We start from the raw sequence: 19,910 nt of genomic DNA on the forward strand, positions 1-19,910 counted from the left end.
GGCCCCCCGGGCGAAATGGCGAGCGGGGCACGTCGGCGCTTTCTGCCGACATGCCCCGCTCCCACGCGAGCGGATGACGGGATTCGAACCCGCGACCCTCACCTTGGCAAGGTGATGCGCTACCAGCTGCGCTACATCCGCGTTGTTACTGCGATGGACACACTCTATACCCCGCGTCAGTTGCTCCGATGAGCGGGTCCCCCCGTGCGCTGACCCGGTGCTTCGGTGTCACAGCTGACGTACAAGGGGTGACGACGGCTGATTCCCTCCGTATGGTGTCCCCATTCGACCGAATGGTGAGACCTTCGGGGAGGAGGTGCCGGGCCGGATGACCGAGCTGGGCACGGTGCCGCCAGCAGCGGCCTCGGAATCCGACGAGCAGGCACTGCTGCAACGGCTCCGCGACGGCGAAGACGCCGCGTTCGGGGAGCTGTTCGAGCTGCACGCCGCCGCCGTCCGCAGGCTCGCGCAGAGCTTGGCGGCCGACCGGTCCGAGGCCGAGGACATCACCGCGGAGACGTTTTTCCGTGTGCTGCAAGCACTCCGCCGTGGCTCCGGCCCGAGGGACTACGTCCGGGCCTACCTTCTGACCGTCGCTCGCCGGGTCTCGTGGGAGTGGCACGGCGCTCGCCGTGACGTCCCGGTGTCCGACGACGAGCTCACCTTCCGCGCCGGCGCGGGTGCCGACACGCACGCCCGAACGGCCGAGCACACGCTGATCACCACGGCGTTCACGAGCCTGCCCGAGCGCTGGCGGACGGTGCTGTGGCAGACCGAGGTCGAGGGCGAGCAGCCCGCCATGGTCGCGCCCCACTTCGGGTTGAGCGCGAACGCCACCGCGGCGCTGGCCCGCCGTGCCCGCCAGGGGTTGCGCGCGGCTTACCTGCAGGCACACCTCTCGGTGAACCGTGGCCCGGATTCGTGCCGCGCGGTCGTGGAGAAGCTCGGCGGGTTCACCGCGGGCAGCGTCACCGGCGCCGAAGCGGAACGGATCAAGGCGCATCTGCTCGGCTGTCCGTCGTGCCGGGCCACGCAGGACGAGCTGCGTGACGTCTGTTCGTCGCTGCGCGCGCACGCGGGGGTGCTGGTGCTGCTGGTGCCGGCCGCCGCGTCGGTGGGTGGCAGCGGGGTGCTGACCGGGCTGGGCGCGACGATCAAGGGCGTCCTGGTCGGTTCGAAGGTCAAGATCGGGCTGGCGCTGGCGTCGACCGCGGCCGTGGGCGCCGTCGGCGTCGCGGCCGGGCCGGTGCTGTTCGGGTCGACGCCGGTGCGGGACGTCGGGCTGACCGGCGGGGCGCCCGAGCTCGTGGTGGTGCCGCCGACCGAAACGCACCACCAGCCGCCGCCACAACAGCAGGAGGACCCGCGGATCGGCGTCGGGGTGATCAACGGCCGGGGCACCGGAGTCGCGATCCCGGTGCGCTCGCGCGACGAGGCCCGTCAGCTCGCCGCGAACGAGGTGCCTGAGCTTTCGGTGGCGGGGAGCGTCCCGATCGGGAACACCGGGGCCGGCGACGCCCTGACCCCTCGCGAAGACCTCACGTCCTCGACTTACACCCGGAGCGACCATCCGGCGACGTCGCCGCGGCTCGACACGACCAGTTCCGGCACGACGATGACCACCGACTCCAGCGGCAAGACCGTGCCGAAGAGCACTGACGCGCCCGAGCTGGCGCCGACCGGCGCGGACTCGTCGCCGGCGGAGACCGGCAAGCCGGAACCGGCCGACAGCGACGCCGGGACCGCCGAGCCGTCGACCACGGTGACGCCGACGTCCGGGAAACCGTGCCCGGGCAGCGCGTCCGAGGTCACTGGTTCGGGAGGACCGTCGGATCCGCCCCCGGCAACCCCGTCGGGTTCCTGATCAGCGGTGATCGACTCCGCTGGGCGGGATGCCCGATTGCTCCCTCGCGCGGGTGAGCCCGGGCACGGTACCGTTGAGGCGCTCACCCTGCGGGCGCCCCGGGAGGCAACTGAATGAACCGGCTGGTACGCGGCGAAGACGGCCGCGACTGGGTGGTCCGTGCCCAGATGGAATGGCGTGCGCCGGCCACGGCCGACGACTTCGAGCACGACGTCGCCGGCAGCTACGGCCCCGGCATCGCGATGATCGTCGTGACCGCCCTGCTGGCGGTGATCCTCGTGGTGTGGACGCCGGACCAGGTCGACATCCCGGCGTGGGTGCTGCTGGCGCTGCTGCTCATCGTGCTGTTCTTCCCCCTGCGGTGGATTCTCCGCCGTCCGTGGACGGTGGTCGCGGAGACCGAAGGCGACGTGACCGGCGACCGGCCGTCCGAGCGCTGGGTCGGCACCATCCGCGGCATGTTCACCGTGCAGGGCGAGGTCAAGAAGATCTCCAAGACCATCCAGCGGCACTCGCTGCCGGACTTCGACGGGCCGTTGCACCCGGTCGAGTAGCCGGTACCGCATTTCGGCCGGAGGGGTGAAACTGGGGACATGCCCGAGCTGCCCGAGGTCGAAGCGCTGGCCCATCACCTGCGCGAGAACGCCGTCGGCCGGACCGTCTTCCGGATCGACGTCGCCTCGCTGAGCGTGCTGAAGACGGCGATGCCGCCGTGGACCGACCTGCACGGCCGCGAGATCACCGGCGCGACCCGGCACGGCAAGCACCTCGACGTCGTCGCCGGTGACCTGCACCTGGTCGTCCACCTGGCCCGGGCGGGCTGGCTGCGCTGGTCCGACGGTCTGGCCGCCGCGCCGCTCAAGCCGGGCAAGGGCCCGATCTCGCTGCGCGTCCACCTCGAGTCCGCCACCGGGCCCGGCTTCGACCTCACCGAAGCGGGCACGAAGAAGGGCCTCGCGGTGTGGATCGTCAAGGATCCGCAGGAGATCTCGAGCGTCGCCCGCCTCGGCCCGGACGCGCTGGCGCTGGACGCCGCCCAGCTCCGTGAGCTGTTCGCGGGCAAGAACACCCGGCTGAAGTGGGCGCTCACCGACCAGTCGGTCATCGCCGGGATCGGCAACGCCTACTCCGACGAGATCATGCACCGCGCGAAGCTCTCCCCCTACGCCACGGTCGGCAAGCTCGACGACGGCGCGCTGGAAACCCTCGCCGAGGCGATCCACGAGATCGAAGCCGACGCCGTCGAGCGCTCGGTGGGGCAGAAGGCGGCCCGGCTGAAGGGGGAGAAGCGCTCGGGCCTGCGGGTCCACGCCCGCACCGGGCTGCCGTGCCCGGTCTGCGGCGACACGATCCGCGAGATCTCCTTCGCCGACAAGTCGTTCCAGTACTGCCCGACCTGCCAGACCGGCGGCAAGCCGCTGGCGGACCGCCGGATGTCGCGGCTGCTCAAGTAGCCCCGGCGCCCCCGTGACGTGCGTGGTCACGACGTCACGCAGCGGATTCCCCCGTTCGGCGGCAAGTGCTGCGCCGATGGCCGCTCCGGCGTCTCGACCGCTCGGACCGCGTCGACCGAAACCGCCTCCGGCCTGCTCCTTTCCCCGGATCCGGTGGAACAGGACGGCCCTTCCGCGTGTTGCGGTCAGTGACCGTGAGAACGGCTCTCGACTCTGAGTAGGGTCATGTCGACCCTCCGTCGTCACAGTTCGACAGAAAGTGGGATCAGGCCTTGCACCCGGTTGGTCGAGCGCAGAGCATGGACGCCGTGTCCGGGTTTCCGCTTGCGCAGATCGTTCCGTGGGGTCTTGCGGTGCTGCTCGGCATCGCGGTGATCGTGTTGCTCGTGAAACAGCGCAAGCCGGCCAGCGTGGTGGAGGACGCCATGCTGCAGGCGGTGCACCGGATGTCGAAGGCGGCGCCGAACCTCCGCTCCGGCCTCGACGAGGACGCCGCCGACAAGATCACCACGCAGCTCCTGCAGATGCTCGACTGCGTCGCCGTCGGCATCACCGACAGCGAGGGCACGCTGCTGTCCTGGGACGGCGAGGCGAACGAGCACTACATCGACCTGGTCGACGCCATCAGCGCGGCCATGCGCAAGCACCGCCGCGAGGTCGTCGGGCACGACAAGATGCAGTGCAACCACCGCGGCACCTGCCGGATGAAGACCGCGGTCATCGTGCCGCTGCTGGTGGAGGGCGAAACCGAGGCGGCGCTGATCGTCGTCGGCCGCACCCGCGGCCGGCTGGTGCAGATGGCCGACGCCGTCGCCCAGTTCGTCTGCACCCAGTTCGAGCTGTCCCGGCTCGACGAGTCGAAGCAGCAGCTCCAGCAGGCCGAGATCAAGGCGCTGCGCGCGCAGATTTCGCCGCACTTCGTCTACAACGCGCTCAACACGATTTCCGCGCTGATCCGCACGGACCCCGAAGAGGCCCGAGAGCTGCTTCAGGACTTCGCGGACTTCACGCGGTACTCGTTCCGGACGTCGGGCATGTTCACCTCGCTCGCCGAGGAGCTGCGCAACATCGACCGCTACCTGACGATCGAGAACGCCCGCTTCGGCGGACGGCTCGAGGTGCGGATGAAGATCGCGCCCGAGGTGCTCAGCGTGGTCGTGCCCTTCCTGATCATCCAGCCGCTGGTGGAGAACGCGGTCAAGCACGGTCTGGCCAGCAAGCCCAGCGGCGGCTGCGTCACGGTGATCGCGCAGGACTACGGCACCGAAGCGCTGATCAGCGTCGAGGACGACGGCATCGGCATGGACCCGCGGCGGCTGAAGGACGTCAAGAACGCGCACAGCACCGGCGCGCACGTCGGGCTCGGCAACATCAGTCAGCGCATGCAGCAGGTCTTCGGCAGCGACTACGCGGTGATGGTCGAGACCGCGCCCGGCGCCGGTATGAAGGTGACGCTACGGGTGCCCAAGTTCGTCCCGGGTGTCCGGCCGAACATGCCGGACTACAGCGCCGAAAACGACACGGGTGAGGCCGAGGTCCCGCCGCAGGGCGGCCGGGCCCAGCTGAACGGTGCTGAGGTGAACGGCGTGAACGGCACGCGCTCCGGCATCCTCCCCATGAGCTGAAGCCCGCTAGCCTGGCTTCATGAGCGTTACGGACAAGCTGGCTTCGCGGATCCCGGTGCTCGCCGACCGGGTCGAGCGCAAGGACGTCGTGGCCGTGGTGAAGCTGCACGGCGTGATCACGCCGTCGCCGTCGCCGCTGGCCAGGGGCGCGATCAACTTGGCCGCGGTGGAATCCGCGCTGACCAGGGCATTCGGGCACGACCGGCTGAAAGCGGTCGCGTTGCTGGTGAACTCGCCGGGTGGCGCGCCGACGCAGTCCGGGCTGGTCGCCGAGCGGATCCGCCAGCTGGCCGACGAAAAGGGCGTGCCGGTGCTGGCGTTCTGCGAGGACGTCGCCGCGTCCGGCGGCTACTGGCTGGCCTGCGCGGCCGACGAGATCTACGCGCACCGGACGTCGATGGTCGGCTCGATCGGCGTGATCAGCGGCGGGTTCGGGTTCACCGGGCTGCTGGAGCGCTTCGGCATCGAGCGGCGCCTGCACACGGCGGGCGCGAACAAGTCGCGGCTCGACCCGTTCTCGCCGGAGAAGCCCGAAGACGTCGAGTGGCTGAATAAGATGCACACCCAGCTCCACGAGCTGTTCGTGAACTGGGTCAAGGAGCGCCGCGGCGACCGCCTGACGGACTCGGAGGACCTCTTCACCGGCGACGTCTGGCTCGGCGCGAAGGCGGTCGAACTCGGCCTGGTCGACGGCGTCGGCAGCCTCCGGCAGATCATCACCGAGCGCTACCCGGACGCGGAGATCTCGGTGGCCGAGCCGAAGAGGCCGCTGCTGGCCCGCCTCGGCATCGGCGCGCCCGCCGCGGCGTCGGCGGTGCTGGACGCGGTGACCCAGAAGGCCGCGTGGTCCCGCTTCGGCCTCTGACGAGCAGCAACTCACCGTCTCCTTCGGCAGGAGTTGCGAACACTTCTGAAAAAGTTCCCGGCTTCGGAGGGCTCCGTGGCGGCGGCGCGTGCGCTCCGCAATGTGCTGGCTCACCTCCCGCGGGATTTGGCGGCGAAGGCGCTCCTCGACGAGTTTCCGTGGGTGGACGTCCTGCCCGAGCCTGAGCAGGCCCAGTTCGTCCGGGACTTCGCCCGCGCTTTCCAGGCCTCCGCAGAACTGGGTCAGTGGTCGGTGCTCGCCCAGACGATCACGGAGTGGCGCAGCACCGCCGCCATTCACGCCGACCCGGCGCTCGCGGGCAAACTCACTGGTCCGATCGAAGAGGACTTCGGTCCCGTGCCGGCCCCCACGGACGTCTGAACGATGCCTGCGAAACGCGGCGACCGCGTCGCGCCGCCCGCGCGTCCTGGTGGCAGGCCGCGAAGTCCAACACGTGGGAGGCGTGGATCGTCCTGACGGAACGGCCCACGTCGCCGGAGAATCCGGCACGGCAGCACAAACTCAAGGGCGCGTTCGCCACGCGTGAGGTCGGCGGCCGGGTGCTCGATCAGTGGCAATACGAGGTCACTGCGGGCGGTCGGATCTGGTACTTCCGGGCAGTCTTCGTGACCTGAATCACCCAACCCCTGTAACGCCTCTGGAATCCGCGTGAGGCGTCAGGTTTCCTCGTACACGGGCTTTGTTGTGATCGGCAACAAATCCGGACGACGAGGAGGTCGTACCTGATGCCCCACCTCTCCCGTTCCCCACGGCGGTTCGCGCTCGGCGCGGGCGCCGTGCTCGGTGCCGCGCTCATCGCCATTCCGCTGACCATCCCGGCCTCGGCTTCGATCCCACCGCCCGAGGCGGGGTGGACGACGGTGTTCGCCGACGACTTCACCGGCGGCTCCGGCTCGCTCCCGTCCAGTGCGAACTGGATCGTCGACACCGGCCACAGCTATCCCGGCGGCCCCGCCAACTGGGGCACCGGCGAGATCCAGAACTACACCGCGAGTCCGAACAACCTCTCGCTCGACGGCGCCGGCAACCTCCGCATCACGCCGTTGCGCGACGGCTCGGGCGCGTGGACGTCGGCGCGGATCGAAACCCAGCGCAGCGATTTCAAGCCGCCGCCGGGCGGGGTGATGCGGATCGAGAGCCGCATCCAGATGCCGAACGTCACCGGCGCGGCCGCGCTCGGCTACTGGCCGGCGTTCTGGGCGCTCGGCGGCCCCTACCGCGGCAACTGGTGGAACTGGCCCGCCATCGGCGAGTTCGACATCATGGAGAACGTCAACGGGATCAACTCCGTCTGGGGCGTGCTGCACTGCGGCGTCAACCCCGGCGGCCCGTGCGACGAGACCACCGGCCTGCCGAACCACCGGGCGTGCCCCGGCAGCAGCTGCCAGTCGGCCTTCCACACCTACCGCTTCGAGTGGGACGCGAGCGTGAGCCCGCAGGTCTTCCGCTGGTTCGTCGACGGGCAGCAGTTCCATTCGGTGAGCCAGAACCAGGTCGACGCGACGACGTGGGCCAACATGACCGGCCACGCCGGCTACTTCGTGCTGCTGAACCTCGCGATCGGCGGCGCGTTCCCCAACAACAACTCCGGCACGACCACGCCGGGGCCGGGGATCGTGCCGGGACACCCGATGGTCGTCGACTACGTGACGGTGACCACGCGCGGTGGCACGACGACTCCGCCGACGACCACGGCTCCGCCGGGAGGCAGCGCTTACAGCACCATCCAGGCCGAGTCGTACACCCAGCAGAACGGCCTGGCCAAGCAGACGACCACCGACACGGGCGGCGGCCAGAACATCGGGCCCGCCGGCAACGGCGACTGGGCCCTCTACCCGAACGTCGACTTCGGCGGCAGCGCGGCCACCAACTTCCAGGCGCGGGTGGCTTCCGGTGCCGGTGGCGGGGTCAGCGGGCTGGTGGAGGTGCGGCTGGACAGCCTGTCCAACGCGCCGATCGGGAGCTTCGCCATCGCCGGCACCGGCGGCTGGCAGAGCTGGCGGACCGTCCCGGCGAACATCAGCGCGGTGACCGGGGTGCACAACGTGTACCTGACCTTCACGAGCGGCCAGCCTGCCGACTTCGTGAACCTCAACTGGTTCACGTTCGTGCACTGATACGAGGGACCCGTGGGCGATGCGGTCCGCGGGTCCCCCCACTTCAGGCGGACGGGGGCTGGACATTGCACTCGGCAATGGGCAGGATGCGTTTCACTGTGAGTGCTCACGATGACACCCGGAAACTCGTGGTCCTGGCCGTGGACGACGAGCCGAACGGTCTTGACGAACTCGTCCACTGCCTGCGCAACAGCCCACACGTGGCGAAGGTGTTCCCGGCGATCGACGCCTCCGAGGCGCTGCGGTTGCTGTCCACCGACGACCCGAGGCTGCGCGAGCGCAAGGACCGCGGCCTGCCGATCGTCGACGCGGTCTTCGCCGACATCGACATGCCCGGCCTGTCCGGGATGGAGATGTCCCGGGTGTTCGCCGCGCTGCGGCCCTCGCCCGCCCTGGTGTTCGTCACCGGGCACGCGGAGGAAGCGGTCAACGCCTTCGACCTCGGCGCCCTCGACTACGTGCTCAAGCCGTACCAGCAGGACCGGCTCGACCGCGCGATCTCGCGGGTGCTGGACAAGCTGGCCGCCGCCGCGGCGCCCCCGCCCGGCGCCATGGGCGGCGATCCGGTCAAGAACGACGACGAGGTGATCCCGGTCGAGCTGGCCGGCACCACCAAGCTCATCCCGCGCTCCTCGGTCCGCTGGGTCGAGGCGCAGGGCGACTACGCGCGGCTGTTCACCACCGAAGGCAGCCACCTGGTCCGCATTCCGCTGGCCCAGCTCGAGGAACGCTGGGAGAAGGCCGGCTTCGTCCGGATCCACCGGTCGTTCCTCGTCGCGCTGCCGTTGATCACCGAGCTGCGCATGGGCCAGGGTGGCTACCAGGTCGTGATCGGCAACGAGGAGAAAGTGCTGCCGGTGAGCAGGCGGCACACCCGCGCGCTGAAGGACCGGCTGGTCGGTTCGGGCCGGAACGGCTGACCCGGGACCGGCCATGACCGACGACTTCCCCGAGCGCCGCGCGAACGGCGTCCGCGAACCCGATCCCACGCTCGGCAGGCATTCCCGCCCGCAACGTCCGCTGCCGCAGCCGACCGACCGGGCCGTCGTCGAGCCGCTCCCGCCCGCGCCGGAGAACGAGCCGCCGCCGAGGCCGGAACACCACGCGAAACCCAAGCGGGAGCGGGTGATCCTCGCCGACCCCCGCCGTGGCGCCGGCACCTTGCGCGCCCGTGTCGAGCTGGAAGAGCAGACCAGCTGGGGAAAGCTGCTCGTCCGCGACCACCTGGTGAAGGTGCAGCTGCGGACAGCGCTGCTGCTCGCGCTGCTCGTCGTTGGCGTGTTCGGCTCGCTGCCGGCGCTGTTCTACCTGGTTCCCGGGTTCTCCCGGTTGAGCCTGGCCGGCATCCCGGTGGCCTGGCTGATTCTCGGCGTCTTCCCGTTCCCGTTCCTGTTCGGCGTCGGCATCTGGTACAACCGGCTGGCCGAGCGCAACGAACGCGCTTTCGTGGACATGATCGAGAACTAGTTTCGCACCCACTCGTGCGAGGATTCCCCCGTGCAGCTGAACCCGTGGGCCTTGACCGGCATAGTGCTGGTCGCCGTGGTGGTGCCCTACCTCGGTCACCGCTCCTCGCGTTCGGCCACGAGCACCCACGACTTCCTGCTCGCGCGGCGCACGGTGCGGTCCCGGCGCAACGCCGCCGCCATCTCCGGTGAGTACCTGTCCGCGGCGTCGTTCCTGGGCATCGCCGGGATCGTCCTCAAGGACGGCGCCGACGCGTTGTGGTTTCCGATCGGCTTCACCGCCGGCTACCTCGCGCTGATGCTCTTCGTCGCGGCACCGCTGCGGCGGTCCGGCGCCTACACGCTGCCCGACTTCGTCGAAATGCGGCTGGGGTCGAAGGGGCTCCGCCGGTTTTCCACGGCGTTCGTGGTCTTCATCGGCGTCCTGTACATGGTCCCGCAGCTGCAGGGCGCCGGCCTGACGCTGGCGACGATCGTGCCGGTGCCGGTGTGGGCGGGCGCCGCCGTGGTGATGGTCCTGGTCGCGTTCAACGTGATCTCCGGCGGCATGCGCGCGATCACCGTCGTCCAGGCCTTCCAGTACTGGCTCAAGCTGTTCGCGATCGCGGTGCCCGCGTTCGTGCTGTGCATGGTCTTCTTCGCCGACGGCAGTCCGGACGGCTTCCGCCCGCTCGGCGCGGCCGCGCCGCCGGTGTTCACCGGCGACACGACGGTGAACGTGCAGACCGACGTGACGCTGCACGTCACTTCGGACACGTTCTTGTACGCCTACGGTCGCACCGACAACGGCCCGGCCGCCGGGCCGACGCACTGGACACCGCTGGCCCCCCACACGGTCTCCGAAGGCACCAAGCTGAAGTTCCTCGCCGGCACGCCGGTGCCCGTGGTCAGCGACTCCGTCGCGGACAACGCGAGCTGGCTGCACCCGGCCTCCGGCAGCCTCACCGACCTGCTCCAGACGTACTCGCTGATGTTCGCGACGTTCCTCGGCACGATGGGCCTGCCGCACGTGCTGGTCCGCTTCTACACCAACCCCGACGGCAAGGCCGCGCGCCGCACGACCGTGCACGTCCTGCTGTTGCTGGGGTTGTTCTACCTGTTCCCGACGTTGCTCGGCGCGCTGTCCCGGATGTACGTGCCGGAGCTGCTCGTCACCGGCAAGACGGACGCGGCGATCCTGCGGCTGCCCACGGCGATGCTGCCGGGGGTCGGCGGCCAGATCCTCGGCGCGGTCACCGCGGCCGGCGCGTTCGCCGCGTTCCTGTCCAGCACGTCCGGGCTGCTGGTGAGCGTCGCCGGGGTGGTGTCGACCGACGTGCTTCCCGGGCGGGTGCGGGACTTCCGCCTGGCGACCGCGCTGGTCGCACTGCTCCCGATCGGGCTGGCGGTCGCGCTGCGGCCCGAGGACATCTCGCTGTCGATCGGGCTGACGTTCGCGCTCGCGGCGTCGACGTTCAGCCCGCTGCTGGTGCTGGGCATCTGGTGGCGCAAGCTGTCCTGGCCGGGTGCGCTGGCCGGGATGTTCGTCGGCGGCGGCCTGGTGCTGGCCGCGCTGGGCGTCAACATCGTGAGCGGCTACACCGGCGGCTGGGCGCCCTGGTTCGTCAACCAGCCGGCGCTGATCACCGTGCCGGTCGCCTTCGTCACGACGTATCTGGTCAGCCGCGTGACCGGATACGGCCGCCCGGAACACGTCCACGACATCATGTTGCGGCTGCACGCGCCCGATCCGCTCGGTTTCATGCGCGACCGGGCCGTCGCGCGGTTCGGCCAGGCCGAGGAAAAGACGCGGATCGTCAGCCGCGGCCGGCATCGCAAGTGATCTGCCGACAGCCGAGTTTCGGTCTGGTACCCGGGGCCGGACCGTTCACACGTCCACCTCACGCGCGGGCAACACCCCCGCATGGCAGCATGGAGATCGTGGTGAGCCCTGCTGAACTGCCGACCGCCGAGGTCCGCGACCTGCCCAAGGACGGCCTCGTGCTGCTCGATGTCCGCGAAGACGACGAGTGGGCCGCCGGGCACGCGCCCGGCGCGGTGCACATCCCGATGGGGGAGCTCCCCGCCCGCGTCGGCGAGCTGGCGGAACTGCCCGACGACCAGCCGGTCCACGTGATCTGCCGCAGCGGCGGCCGCTCCGCGCGGGCGACCGCGTGGCTCAACCAGAGCGGCTGGGACGCGGTGAACGTCGCCGGCGGCATGGGCGCGTGGCAGCGGGAAGGCCGTCCGATGGTCGGCGAGCACCCCGGTATCGAACCTGAAGTGATCTAGCCTTGCACCCGGGTCCGCCTCCGCCGCGACCGCCGTACCCGCCCGGGTACTGGCCGAGTCAGGCGCCGCCGCCGACCGCCCAGCAGCTGCAGGGCCGGAGGCTGGCCGCCCAGCCGGAGCCGTATCCCTACCACCGCCGCCAGACCATCCGGCCGAAGCTGCGCTGGGTGGCGACCCCGCCGCCCGGCGCGTGGCCGCGGCGCCGGGTGCTGCCGCCCGAGCCGTACCTCGGGCCGCCGTCGTACCCGGTGCCACCGCGCTGGGGCTTCCCCAACCTGGTCTGGCGCCGCCCGACGTCGGTGCCCGGCACAGCGTCCGACGCGACCCGCCCGATCGACCGGGTGCCGGTGCTCAGCCGCAGCCTGATCGGCGTCCTCTTCGGATTCGCCCTCCTCGCCGTGGTCGCCGCCGGCGCGGAGATCTGGCGCTACGTGCTGCTCGTCCAGGGCCGGGATGCCGCGCTGACCCGCTCGGTCGTGGCGTTCTCCGACGGCTTCGTGCTCGCCACCGGCCTGCTGGCCTCGATCCTCGCGCTGCTGCCCGCCGGGCTGTCGCTCTGGTGGCTGCTGATCGCCCGGCGGGCGGCCGCGGACGTGTCGGGCGACGACCCGCCGCGGCCGGTGTGGCAGGTGCTGGTCAGCGTCCTCGTGCCGGTGGTGAACCTGCCGATGGCGCTGTCGGTCGTCGGCGAACTGGAACACGCGGTGCTGAGCCGCCCGCGTGACGTCCGGCCGAAGCCGTCCCGCCCGGTGCTGGTGTGGTGGGGCGCCTGGCTGCTGAACTGGGTGCTGCTCGGCGCTTCGATCGTCTGGCGCTTCCGCGACGACGTGCAGTCGATGGCCGACAGCGTCGTCCTGGTCGCGCTGACCGACCTCTCCGCGGCTCTGCTGGCCGTGGTGACGGCGTTGGTGGTCCGGCGGTTCTCGGCGCTGCTGGCGCCGTCGGACGCGCGGGACGTGCGCGAGATGCGCGTGCTGAAGGTGGAGGGTGCTCCGGAGCCGGAGTTGCGAACCCGGCGCCCGGCCGGCGCGGCGCGCTAGTCAGTACCCGCCCTCAATACCCGCCCTCAATACCCGCCGAAGGCCGGCTCGAGCTGGTCGAAAGCCTGCTCCGCGACGGGCCACAGGGTGTCCACGATCTCCTTCTTCGGCTGGTCGTCGACGGTCCGGTCGAAGACTTCCTCGAAGAGCACCCGCAGCACCGTGGTGAGGTGCGCGGCGGCGAGCACCGGGGCGAGGCCCTGTTCGGGGTGGCGCCGGATCAGCAGGTCGACGAGGTTCGCCTCGCGCTCGCGGTGCAGTTCGTGCAGCGCGTTCGTCAGGACCGGGCTCTGCCTGATCATCCACGCGAAACCCTTGCCCGAGAAGCCGACCAGGGCGTGCTGGGCGTCCAGCGCTTCGAAGTAGAGCTCACGGGTGTCGTGGAAGACGCTGTCGTGGATCAGGGCCGACGGCCAGGACGTGAAGTCCGCGCGGATGTCGAAGACCAGGTCCTCCTTGCGCGGGAAGTGGTTCGTCACGGTCATCTTGGCGACCCGCGCCTCGGCCGCGATGTCCGCGATCGTCACGTCCTCGAAGCCGTCGCGGATGAACAGCCGCGTCGCCACGTCGGAGATGGTCTTCCTGGTCTCGTGCTTCTTCTGGGCCCGGAGTCCCTCGCTCATGGGCGTCACTCTACTGGGTCGAACCCAAGATTGTGCTTGACCCATTGAGTGGGGCGGACCTAATCTGAGGTTCGACCTAATGAAGGGGGTGGGCATGACGACGGCAGCCGTCCGTCCGGATGCGGCCTTGTGGCGGCTGGGCGGTGTCCTGATCATGGGCGCGGTGCTGTCGATCCTCGACGCGACGATCGTGACCGTCGGGATCGACTCGATCGCCCGTGACCTCGGCAGTCCGCTGCCCACCGTGCAGTGGGTGGCGAGTGCGTACCTGCTCGCGGCCTCGGCGGCGATCCCGCTGTCGGGCTGGCTGACCGACCGGTTCGGCGGCCGCGCGGTGTGGCTGACCGCGGTGGCCATCTTCACCGCGGGCACGCTGCTGTGCGGTTTCGCCTGGTCAGCGCCGGCCCTGATCGCGTTCCGGGTGCTCCACGGCCTGGGCGGCGGGCTGATGCAGCCGGTCGGGCAGGCGGTCTTCGCCCAGGCGGCGGGCCCGGCGCTGGGGCGGATGATCGGCGTGATCGCCCTGCCGGCGACGGTGGCCCCGGTACTGGGCCCGCTGCTCGGTGGTGCGCTCGTGGCGGACTTCGGGTGGCGCTGGATGTTCTTCGGGATCGTCCCGCTGGGCGTGGCGACCTTCGTCTTCGCGCGCCGGCTGCTCCCGGCTCCATCGCCTGATGGCGTGCGCGAGCCCTTGGACGTCCGGGGAATCGCGCTGCTCTCGCCGGGACTCGGCGCGTTCGTCTACGGCCTGGCCGAGGGCGCGGCCGTCGCCTGGGTGGCCGGAGCCGCGTTGCTGCTGGCGTACGGCGTCCACGCGGCCCGGACCCCGTCCGCAGTGCTCGACCTGAAGCTGTTCCGGGACAAGGGGTTCTCGGTCGCGAGCGGGAGCACGTTCCTGCTCGGGGCGTCGCTGTACAGCTCGATGCTGCTGCTTCCGCTGTACTACCAGCAGGTCGAGCATGCGAGCCCGTTGCGGGCCGGCCTGCTGCTGGCACCGCAGGCCCTCGGCTCGGCCGCGGTCATGCTCGCGGGCGGCCGGCTCCAGGCCCGCTTCGGCCCCCGCCGGATGATGCTGGCCGGGATCGGACTGTCGTTGGTGGGCACGATCGCGTTCACCCAGCTCGGTTCCGCACCCGGCGGGGTCTTGCTGATGCTGTCGTTGGTGGTGCGGGGAGCCGGTCTGGGCGCGGCCGCCACGCCCGGCATGACCACGCTCTACAGCTCGCTGGAACGCTCCCGCATCCCGCGCGCGGCGAGCGCTTTCAACGTGATCAACCGGATCGGCGGTTCCCTCGGCACCGCCTTGCTCGCCGCGATCCTCCACGGCGAACTCGCGACCGCGGCCGCGCCCACGGCCTTCGCCACCACGTTCACTTGGGCGCTGGCGTTCACCGCCTTGACCTTGATCCCCGCGGCGTTCTTCCCGCGGCGTCCTGCCACAGCGTCCTTCCGGAAGGGAGTTTGACGTGACCCACCGCCTCCTGAGCGTCCACGCTCACCCCGACGACGAATCCAGCAAAGGTGCGGCCACCCTGGCCCGCTACGCCGCCGAAGGTGTCGACGTCCTGGTCGCCACCTGCACCGGCGGCGAACGTGGCGATGTCCTCAACCCCGCGCTGGACACCGAGACGACCCGCGCCGATCTCCCGGCGATCCGCCGCCGGGAGATGGCCGCGGCCGCCGAGATCCTGGGCGTGCGCCAACGCTTCCTCGGTCTGGTCGACTCCGGTCTGCACGAGCCGCTACCCGAAGGATGCTTCGCGGCCCTGCCGCTGGAAGAAGCCGCGGCTCCGCTGGTCGCGTTGATCAGGGAGTTCCGCCCGCACGTGGTGATCACGTACGACGAGACCGGCGGCTATCCCCACCCGGACCACATCCGCACTCACGACGTGACGATCGAAGCCTTCACCGCGGCCGCCGACCCCGCCCGCTACCCCGGCACCGGCGCACCATGGCGACCACAAAAGCTGTACTACCAAGCGGTCCTGAGCCGAGCCTGGTTCCAAGCCATGCACGAAGCGACCCTGGCCGCCGGCCTCGAGTCGTCCATGGGCCCGGTCCTCGAGGAACTGCCACCCGACGAGGAACTCCCCGTCACCACAAGAATCCGTTGCGAGTCCCACTTCGAGACGCGCGACCGAGCCCTGCTGGCCCACGCGACCCAGATAGACCCAGCGCACCCGTTCTTCACTCACTCAAGAGAAATCGAACGAAAAGTCTGGCCCTACGAGGACTACCACCTGGCCCACCCCACGCCAGCCCCCGAACCGGAAGACGACCTCTTCACCGGAGTAACCCATGAACCCACACCGTGATGCCTCCCCAATCACGCGAGATCCGCCTTCAATCACGCGAGATCCGTTTCCAATCACGCGAGATCCGCCCCGGATCACACGGTGACCCGAAGTTCGCGCAGTCCGCGGATCACGAACTCCGGCCGTCGCCGCGGCGTCTCGGCCAGGCGCAAGCCCGGCAGCTTGTCCGCCAACGCACTCAACGCCGCGGCGATCTCCACCCGAGCGAGAGGAGCACCCACGCAATAGTGAATCCCGAGCCCGAACCCGAGATGGGCGTTGGGCGTCCGTCCGATGTCGAGGCGATCCGGCTCGTCGAACACCTTCGGGTCGCGGGCCGCGGCACCCAGGAGCGCACCGATCTTCTGGCCGCGTTCGACGACGTGACCGCAGATGGAGACGTCCTCAGTGGCCGTCCGCTCGAACAGCTGGAGCGGCGCGTCGAACCGGATCAGCTCCTCGACGCAGGAGTCGAGCAACTCGGGTGACGCCAGCAGGCGCTCCCACTGGTCCCGGTGCGTCAGCAGCGCCGTGATCCCGTTGCCGAGCACGTTGACCGTCGCTTCGTGGCCGGCCATCAGCAGGAGCACGGCGGTGGCGACCAGCTCGTCGGGCGTCAGTTCGCTGCGGAGGAGGTCGCTGATGATGTCGTCGCCCGGTGCGGCCGCCCGGGCCTCCGCGACCTCGCGGATGTACGAGACGAACTCGGCGGCCGCCCGCTCGGCGGCGTCGCGCCCCTCCTCGGAGAGGCCGTACTCGTACATCTTGACGATCGCGTTCGACAGGTGAACCATCCGCGGCCCGTCGGTGCCGGGGACGCCCAGCAGCTCGGCGATCACCGCGACCGGCAGCGGCTGGGCCAGGTGCTCAAGCAGGTCGGCACTGCCCTCGGTGGCGATTTTGCCGGCCAGGTCGTCGACCATGCGGGCGGCGAGCGTCGCGACCATCGGGCGCAGCCGCTGCACGTGGCCGCGGCCGAACGCGCCCGCGACCAGGCGGCGTAGCCGGGTGTGGGCCGGCGGCTCGTTCTCCAGCAGCGAGTTGCGGTGCAGGAGGTTGAACGAGGCGAACCGCTCCAGTGGCTGGGCGTCCTGCCAGATCCGCCCCAGCCCGCGGTGGCGCAGCACCGCCGACGACGCGGCGTGCGACACCGCGACGGCGAGGCCGAGCCCGTCGTGGTGGTGGACGTCGCCCCGCTCGCGGAGGGCGGCGAACGCCGGGTACGGGTCGGCCAGGAACACGGGATCGCGGGGGTCGAACACGTCGCGAGGGTAACCCTTCGATAGCGTCTCAAGCCGAGCCAGAGGAGGCAGCCGTGGGCAAGGGCGCGCGCAAGAAGGGTCCCAAGCAGGCGTCGGACCGCAAGCCGAAGGTGCGCGACGTCTTCGTCGGCCAGCCGTTCGAAGGGCTGGCGGCGGAGCCCGAGCTGATCGCGCTGCGCGAGTTCGTGCCGTCCGCGACGGCCGAGCTGACCCTCGCCGATGGTGGCGACGTCACCTTGGGCACCGTGCTGCCGATGGCGGCGGCCGCGTTCGTCCGCTCGGACGGCCGGCGCTACCTCGGCTTGCAGGTGCAGACCCGCTCCTCCGACATCAGCCGTGACCTCGGCCGGTCGCTGAAGTGGCTGCTGGACGCCAAGGAGGGCGACGTCCTCGGCGTGCCGGACACCACCACCCCGCCGGCCGCCGACGAGCACGCCCGCCTCCAGGACCTGCTGGCGCCGGGTGTCGAACTCGACGTCACGCTGCACTCCGACTTCGGCTGGTGGCTGCCCGAGGACGCGGACGCGACCGGCGACGTCGCGGTGTCCCTCGAGCGCGCGAACGCCGCGATCATGCCCACCGAACGGCTCGGCTCGGGCGCCTACTGGGTCCTGGCCGGCGAGAAGGCGCACCTGCGCTGGGTCCGTCCGGAGCCTGAGAACCTGCTGCTCCAGGCCCTGGCCCGGCTGTCAGCGGCCGGCGAACTCGGCCTCGGCGAGGGCTCGCGGTACGCGGGCTCGTTCCGTGCGCACGGCCTGCTGGTCCCGGTGTGGGACCTCGACCCCGAAGCCCACGCCCGCGAGTGGGCGGAGGCGAAGGATGCCCTCGGCGCCCGTCTCGAGACGGCGCTCAAGTCGCTCGACGACGAACCGCTGAACGCCGCCGAGCGCCGCGCTCGTGACGGCCTCGTCGGCCGCCAGCTCACCCTGCGCTGACCTTCGGCAGGCTCCGGACCACCACTTTCGTCCCAGTGGTCCGGAGCCACTCGATGAGCGTTCAACCAGGCATTATGTGGCGCACGAGACACCGCCGCCGGATCGCGCCGGTGGGACGATTCTCGGCGTGATACTCCACATCTGCGGGGCGGCCGAGTGGGCCGAAGTGGGAGAGGGCGCCGAGTACCGGCCGCCGTCGCTGGGAGAAGTCGGGTTCATCCACTGTTCCGACTTCGGCACGGTGCACCTGCCGGCCAACGTGCGCTACCGGGGCCGCACCGATCTGGTGCTGCTCGAGATCGACCCGGCGAAGATCGGCGTCCCGGTCCGCTGGGAGGAGGGCCTGCCACCGCACCCCGCCGGGATCCACTTTCCGCACGTGTACGGCCCGATACCGCACGCCGCGGTCGTCGGGGTGCACGGATTCACCGAGACGGACGACGGCGGCTTCCGGCTGCCCGACTCGCTCGCGCACCGCTGACGTGGGCAACTCATCACCCGGCCGGACGTCTACGAACCCGGGCGGGAACGCGGGCAACCTGAGGGGGCTGTGATGCGTGTTGGGGAGGAAAGCGATTCGGCTTCTGGCTGTCCGACCCCGATGGGAGGCGATACGGTGACCGCTGCGGCACCCGTCTTCACCGGGGGAGATACCTGGGCGGCCAGCGCAGGCCGAGGGAGGGCCGCGACGTTGCCGGGTGAGTTGGCCGACTTCGGTGATTTCGTGCAGGCCACCCTGCCGGGGCTGCTGCGGTACGGCCACGCGCTCACCGGCAATCCGCACGATGCGGCGGACCTGGTGCAGACCGTGCTGGAGAAGATCGGTGCGCGCTGGACCTACGTGCACGAGAAGACCGGTGACCCGCTGGCCTACGTCCGCCGGTCCATGGCGAACGCGCACGTGAGCCGCTGGCGCCGCACGCGTCGCGAAAACCTGGTGGCCGACCTGCCGGACACCAGCCCGCACGTGCCGGCCGACCCGTTCGAGCACGAGCCGCTGTGGCGTGCGTTACGAACGCTGCCGCCGAGACAACGGGCCGTGATGGTGCTGCGTTACTACGAAGGTCTCTCGGAAGCGGAGATCGCCGGTGCGCTCGGCGTCACACAGGGCACCGTCAAGAGCCAGGCCAGCAAGGCGATCACGTCGCTGCGGATGAAACTGCGGTCGGCCGACAGCGAGGGCGAAGGGAGTGACGCGGGTTGAACATCTCCGAGGAAGAACTGGAGCAGCGCCTGCGCGCGATGTTCGCTGACGAACGGCTCGACCTGCCGCCGCCGCCCGACGCCGGCACGGTCATCGTCGCCGGTGCGCGTCGACGTCGGCGACGCCACCGGAGCATGCAGGCCGTGGCGGGAGTCGCGGCGGCCGTGGTGGCCGTCGCGGGTGGGCTGACCGTGTTCCGGCTCCACACCGAAAGCGGCACCGCGGTGATGACCGCCGACGGCACCGAGATCAGCATCAAGCCACCTGAGAACCTCACGGCGGGCCGGGCACCGGCGCCGTCGACGCCCGGGCCGACCAGCACCCAGAGCATCCAGGTTTCCTCGCCGCCGGGTTCGCCGTCGACGAAACCTCCGCGGCCGCCGTCCTCACCACGGCCGACGACGCTCCCGCAGGTGTCGAGCGGGCCGCTGCTCGCGACGGACGGCTTCGGCAAGCTCAAGCTCGGCATGTCCGAGGCCGAGGTGACCGCGCAGGCCGTCACGCTCGGCGAACCGCAGGCCGGGGCGAGCTGCACCGTCTACCAGGCCGAGGGCAGCGGGATCCCCGTGTCGGCGAGCGTCGTCATCTCGAAGGCGGCCGGGCTGGTCGTCGTCACTCCGGACGTGGCCGCGCACACCGCCGAAGGCATCGGCGCCGGATCCACCAAGGAGCAGGTGCTCGCCGCCTATCCCGCGGCCAAGGCCGAGCAGGGTGGCGTCGTCGCCCCGGCGACCGCCGCCGCCGAGTACCACTTCACGCTCGGCGACACGGGAGTCGTCCGGACGAGTCTCATGAGCGTCAACCAGGACTGCGCCGGCTGAATCGCCGGCTCCATGCGGAAACCCGGGCTGTCCACAGGGGGAGAGCCC

The 19,910-nt window shown here is 70.7% G+C and carries 20 protein-coding genes and 1 tRNA gene; 18 read left to right on the top strand and 3 right to left on the bottom strand.

Translation table 11 applies throughout. From position 1 onward, the window contains the following. Positions 1-68: 68 nt before the first annotated feature. Positions 69-141 (bottom strand) — tRNA-Gly (locus AB0M82_RS21400). Between the two features lie 187 nt (positions 142-328). On the opposite strand from AB0M82_RS21400, the gene AB0M82_RS21405 reads away from it, so the two are divergent. From AB0M82_RS21405 to AB0M82_RS21460, 12 genes are all read left to right on the top strand, one after another. Beyond that, entirely contained in the window at positions 329-1,864 is a 1,536-nt protein-coding gene (locus AB0M82_RS21405) for a sigma-70 family RNA polymerase sigma factor (protein ID WP_364724349.1), read from the top strand. A gap of 113 nt (positions 1,865-1,977) precedes the next feature. After that, the gene (locus AB0M82_RS21410; RefSeq protein WP_364724351.1) at positions 1,978-2,418 is read left to right on the top strand and encodes a DUF983 domain-containing protein; all 441 of its coding nucleotides are present in this window, start codon (positions 1,978-1,980) and stop codon (positions 2,416-2,418) included. 39 nt (positions 2,419-2,457) lie between these two features. Next, the gene (locus tag AB0M82_RS21415; protein ID WP_364724354.1) at positions 2,458-3,318 is read left to right on the top strand and encodes a DNA-formamidopyrimidine glycosylase family protein; all 861 of its coding nucleotides are present in this window, start codon (positions 2,458-2,460) and stop codon (positions 3,316-3,318) included. A 299-nt stretch (positions 3,319-3,617) separates the two neighbouring features. After that, a complete protein-coding gene (locus tag AB0M82_RS21420; protein WP_364724356.1) occupies positions 3,618-4,943 on the top strand; it encodes a histidine kinase in 1,326 nt (441 codons plus the stop codon). A gap of 19 nt (positions 4,944-4,962) precedes the next feature. Next, positions 4,963-5,808, top strand: coding sequence for a S49 family peptidase (locus tag AB0M82_RS21425; protein ID WP_364724359.1), 846 nt, complete (start codon positions 4,963-4,965; stop codon positions 5,806-5,808). Positions 5,809-5,883: 75 nt separating this feature from the next. Beyond that, positions 5,884-6,189, top strand: a complete 306-nt coding sequence (locus tag AB0M82_RS21430) for a hypothetical protein (protein WP_364724362.1) — start codon at positions 5,884-5,886, stop codon at positions 6,187-6,189. A 365-nt stretch (positions 6,190-6,554) separates the two neighbouring features. Continuing rightward, positions 6,555-7,946, top strand: a complete 1,392-nt coding sequence (locus tag AB0M82_RS21435; protein ID WP_364724365.1) for a glycoside hydrolase family 16 protein — start codon at positions 6,555-6,557, stop codon at positions 7,944-7,946. Positions 7,947-8,032: 86 nt separating this feature from the next. Next, positions 8,033-8,866 carry a LytTR family DNA-binding domain-containing protein gene (locus AB0M82_RS21440; protein ID WP_364724368.1) on the top strand — a complete coding sequence of 278 codons (834 nt, stop codon included), beginning with the start codon at positions 8,033-8,035 and terminating at the stop codon, positions 8,864-8,866. 13 nt (positions 8,867-8,879) lie between these two features. Continuing rightward, a complete protein-coding gene (locus AB0M82_RS21445) occupies positions 8,880-9,413 on the top strand; it encodes a hypothetical protein (protein ID WP_364724371.1) in 534 nt (177 codons plus the stop codon). A gap of 30 nt (positions 9,414-9,443) precedes the next feature. Further along, entirely contained in the window at positions 9,444-11,234 is a 1,791-nt protein-coding gene (locus tag AB0M82_RS21450; RefSeq protein ID WP_364724373.1) for a cation acetate symporter, read from the top strand. A gap of 89 nt (positions 11,235-11,323) precedes the next feature. Next, positions 11,324-11,683 (top strand): rhodanese-like domain-containing protein, encoded by a 360-nt coding sequence (locus AB0M82_RS21455; RefSeq protein ID WP_364724376.1) that lies wholly within the window; start codon positions 11,324-11,326, stop codon positions 11,681-11,683. A gap of 2 nt (positions 11,684-11,685) precedes the next feature. Then, positions 11,686-12,723 (top strand): DUF4328 domain-containing protein, encoded by a 1,038-nt coding sequence (locus AB0M82_RS21460; protein WP_364724379.1) that lies wholly within the window; start codon positions 11,686-11,688, stop codon positions 12,721-12,723. A gap of 26 nt (positions 12,724-12,749) precedes the next feature. On the opposite strand, the gene AB0M82_RS21465 is transcribed toward AB0M82_RS21460, so the two are convergent. Continuing rightward, entirely contained in the window at positions 12,750-13,346 is a 597-nt protein-coding gene (locus AB0M82_RS21465) for a TetR/AcrR family transcriptional regulator (RefSeq protein WP_364724382.1), read from the bottom strand. 94 nt (positions 13,347-13,440) lie between these two features. Between AB0M82_RS21465 and AB0M82_RS21470 the strand changes: the two genes are divergently transcribed. Together AB0M82_RS21470 and mca are read left to right on the top strand one after the other, a co-directional pair. Continuing rightward, entirely contained in the window at positions 13,441-14,811 is a 1,371-nt protein-coding gene (locus AB0M82_RS21470) for a DHA2 family efflux MFS transporter permease subunit (protein ID WP_364724384.1), read from the top strand. Position 14,812: 1 nt separating this feature from the next. Next, the gene (mca, locus tag AB0M82_RS21475; RefSeq protein WP_364724386.1) at positions 14,813-15,661 is read left to right on the top strand and encodes a mycothiol conjugate amidase Mca; all 849 of its coding nucleotides are present in this window, start codon (positions 14,813-14,815) and stop codon (positions 15,659-15,661) included. 74 nt (positions 15,662-15,735) lie between these two features. Here the strand turns inward: mca and AB0M82_RS21480 are convergent, their stop codons facing one another. Beyond that, on the bottom strand, positions 15,736-16,902 hold the full coding sequence (locus AB0M82_RS21480) for a cytochrome P450 (protein WP_364724387.1): 1,167 nt from the start codon (positions 16,900-16,902) through the stop codon (positions 15,736-15,738). A gap of 53 nt (positions 16,903-16,955) precedes the next feature. On the opposite strand from AB0M82_RS21480, the gene AB0M82_RS21485 reads away from it, so the two are divergent. From AB0M82_RS21485 to AB0M82_RS21500, 4 genes are all read left to right on the top strand, one after another. Further along, the gene (locus AB0M82_RS21485; protein WP_364724390.1) at positions 16,956-17,837 is read left to right on the top strand and encodes a DUF5926 family protein; all 882 of its coding nucleotides are present in this window, start codon (positions 16,956-16,958) and stop codon (positions 17,835-17,837) included. A 127-nt stretch (positions 17,838-17,964) separates the two neighbouring features. After that, on the top strand, positions 17,965-18,318 hold the full coding sequence (locus AB0M82_RS21490) for a DUF952 domain-containing protein (RefSeq protein WP_364724392.1): 354 nt from the start codon (positions 17,965-17,967) through the stop codon (positions 18,316-18,318). A 210-nt stretch (positions 18,319-18,528) separates the two neighbouring features. Beyond that, positions 18,529-19,041, top strand: coding sequence for a SigE family RNA polymerase sigma factor (locus tag AB0M82_RS21495; RefSeq protein ID WP_364724395.1), 513 nt, complete (start codon positions 18,529-18,531; stop codon positions 19,039-19,041). Further along, positions 19,038-19,862: a hypothetical protein gene (locus tag AB0M82_RS21500; protein ID WP_364724398.1), complete on the top strand. Its 825-nt coding sequence runs from the start codon at positions 19,038-19,040 to the stop codon at positions 19,860-19,862. Before AB0M82_RS21495 ends, AB0M82_RS21500 begins: the two co-directional genes overlap by 4 nt. Positions 19,863-19,910: the final 48 nt, after the last annotated feature.

This window comes from Amycolatopsis sp. NPDC051128 (genome assembly GCF_040682715.1).
In the GTDB taxonomy this organism is placed as follows: Bacteria; Actinomycetota; Actinomycetes; order Mycobacteriales; family Pseudonocardiaceae; genus Amycolatopsis.

Excerpts from the sequence above, each read along its gene's own strand:
- AB0M82_RS21405 (WP_364724349.1), top strand. The coding sequence starts at position 329 with ATGACCGAGCTGGGCACGGTGCCGCCAGCAGCGGCCTCGGAATCCGAC.
- AB0M82_RS21410 (WP_364724351.1), top strand. The coding sequence starts at position 1,978 with ATGAACCGGCTGGTACGCGGCGAAGACGGCCGCGACTGGGTGGTCCGT.
- AB0M82_RS21415 (WP_364724354.1), top strand. The coding sequence starts at position 2,458 with ATGCCCGAGCTGCCCGAGGTCGAAGCGCTGGCCCATCACCTGCGCGAG.
- AB0M82_RS21420 (WP_364724356.1), top strand. The coding sequence starts at position 3,618 with ATGGACGCCGTGTCCGGGTTTCCGCTTGCGCAGATCGTTCCGTGGGGT.
- AB0M82_RS21425 (WP_364724359.1), top strand. The coding sequence starts at position 4,963 with ATGAGCGTTACGGACAAGCTGGCTTCGCGGATCCCGGTGCTCGCCGAC.
- AB0M82_RS21435 (WP_364724365.1), top strand. The coding sequence starts at position 6,555 with ATGCCCCACCTCTCCCGTTCCCCACGGCGGTTCGCGCTCGGCGCGGGC.
- AB0M82_RS21440 (WP_364724368.1), top strand. The coding sequence starts at position 8,033 with ATGCGTTTCACTGTGAGTGCTCACGATGACACCCGGAAACTCGTGGTC.
- AB0M82_RS21445 (WP_364724371.1), top strand. The coding sequence starts at position 8,880 with ATGACCGACGACTTCCCCGAGCGCCGCGCGAACGGCGTCCGCGAACCC.
- AB0M82_RS21455 (WP_364724376.1), top strand. The coding sequence starts at position 11,324 with ATGGAGATCGTGGTGAGCCCTGCTGAACTGCCGACCGCCGAGGTCCGC.
- AB0M82_RS21465 (WP_364724382.1), bottom strand. The coding sequence starts at position 13,346 with ATGAGCGAGGGACTCCGGGCCCAGAAGAAGCACGAGACCAGGAAGACC.
- AB0M82_RS21470 (WP_364724384.1), top strand. The coding sequence starts at position 13,441 with ATGACGACGGCAGCCGTCCGTCCGGATGCGGCCTTGTGGCGGCTGGGC.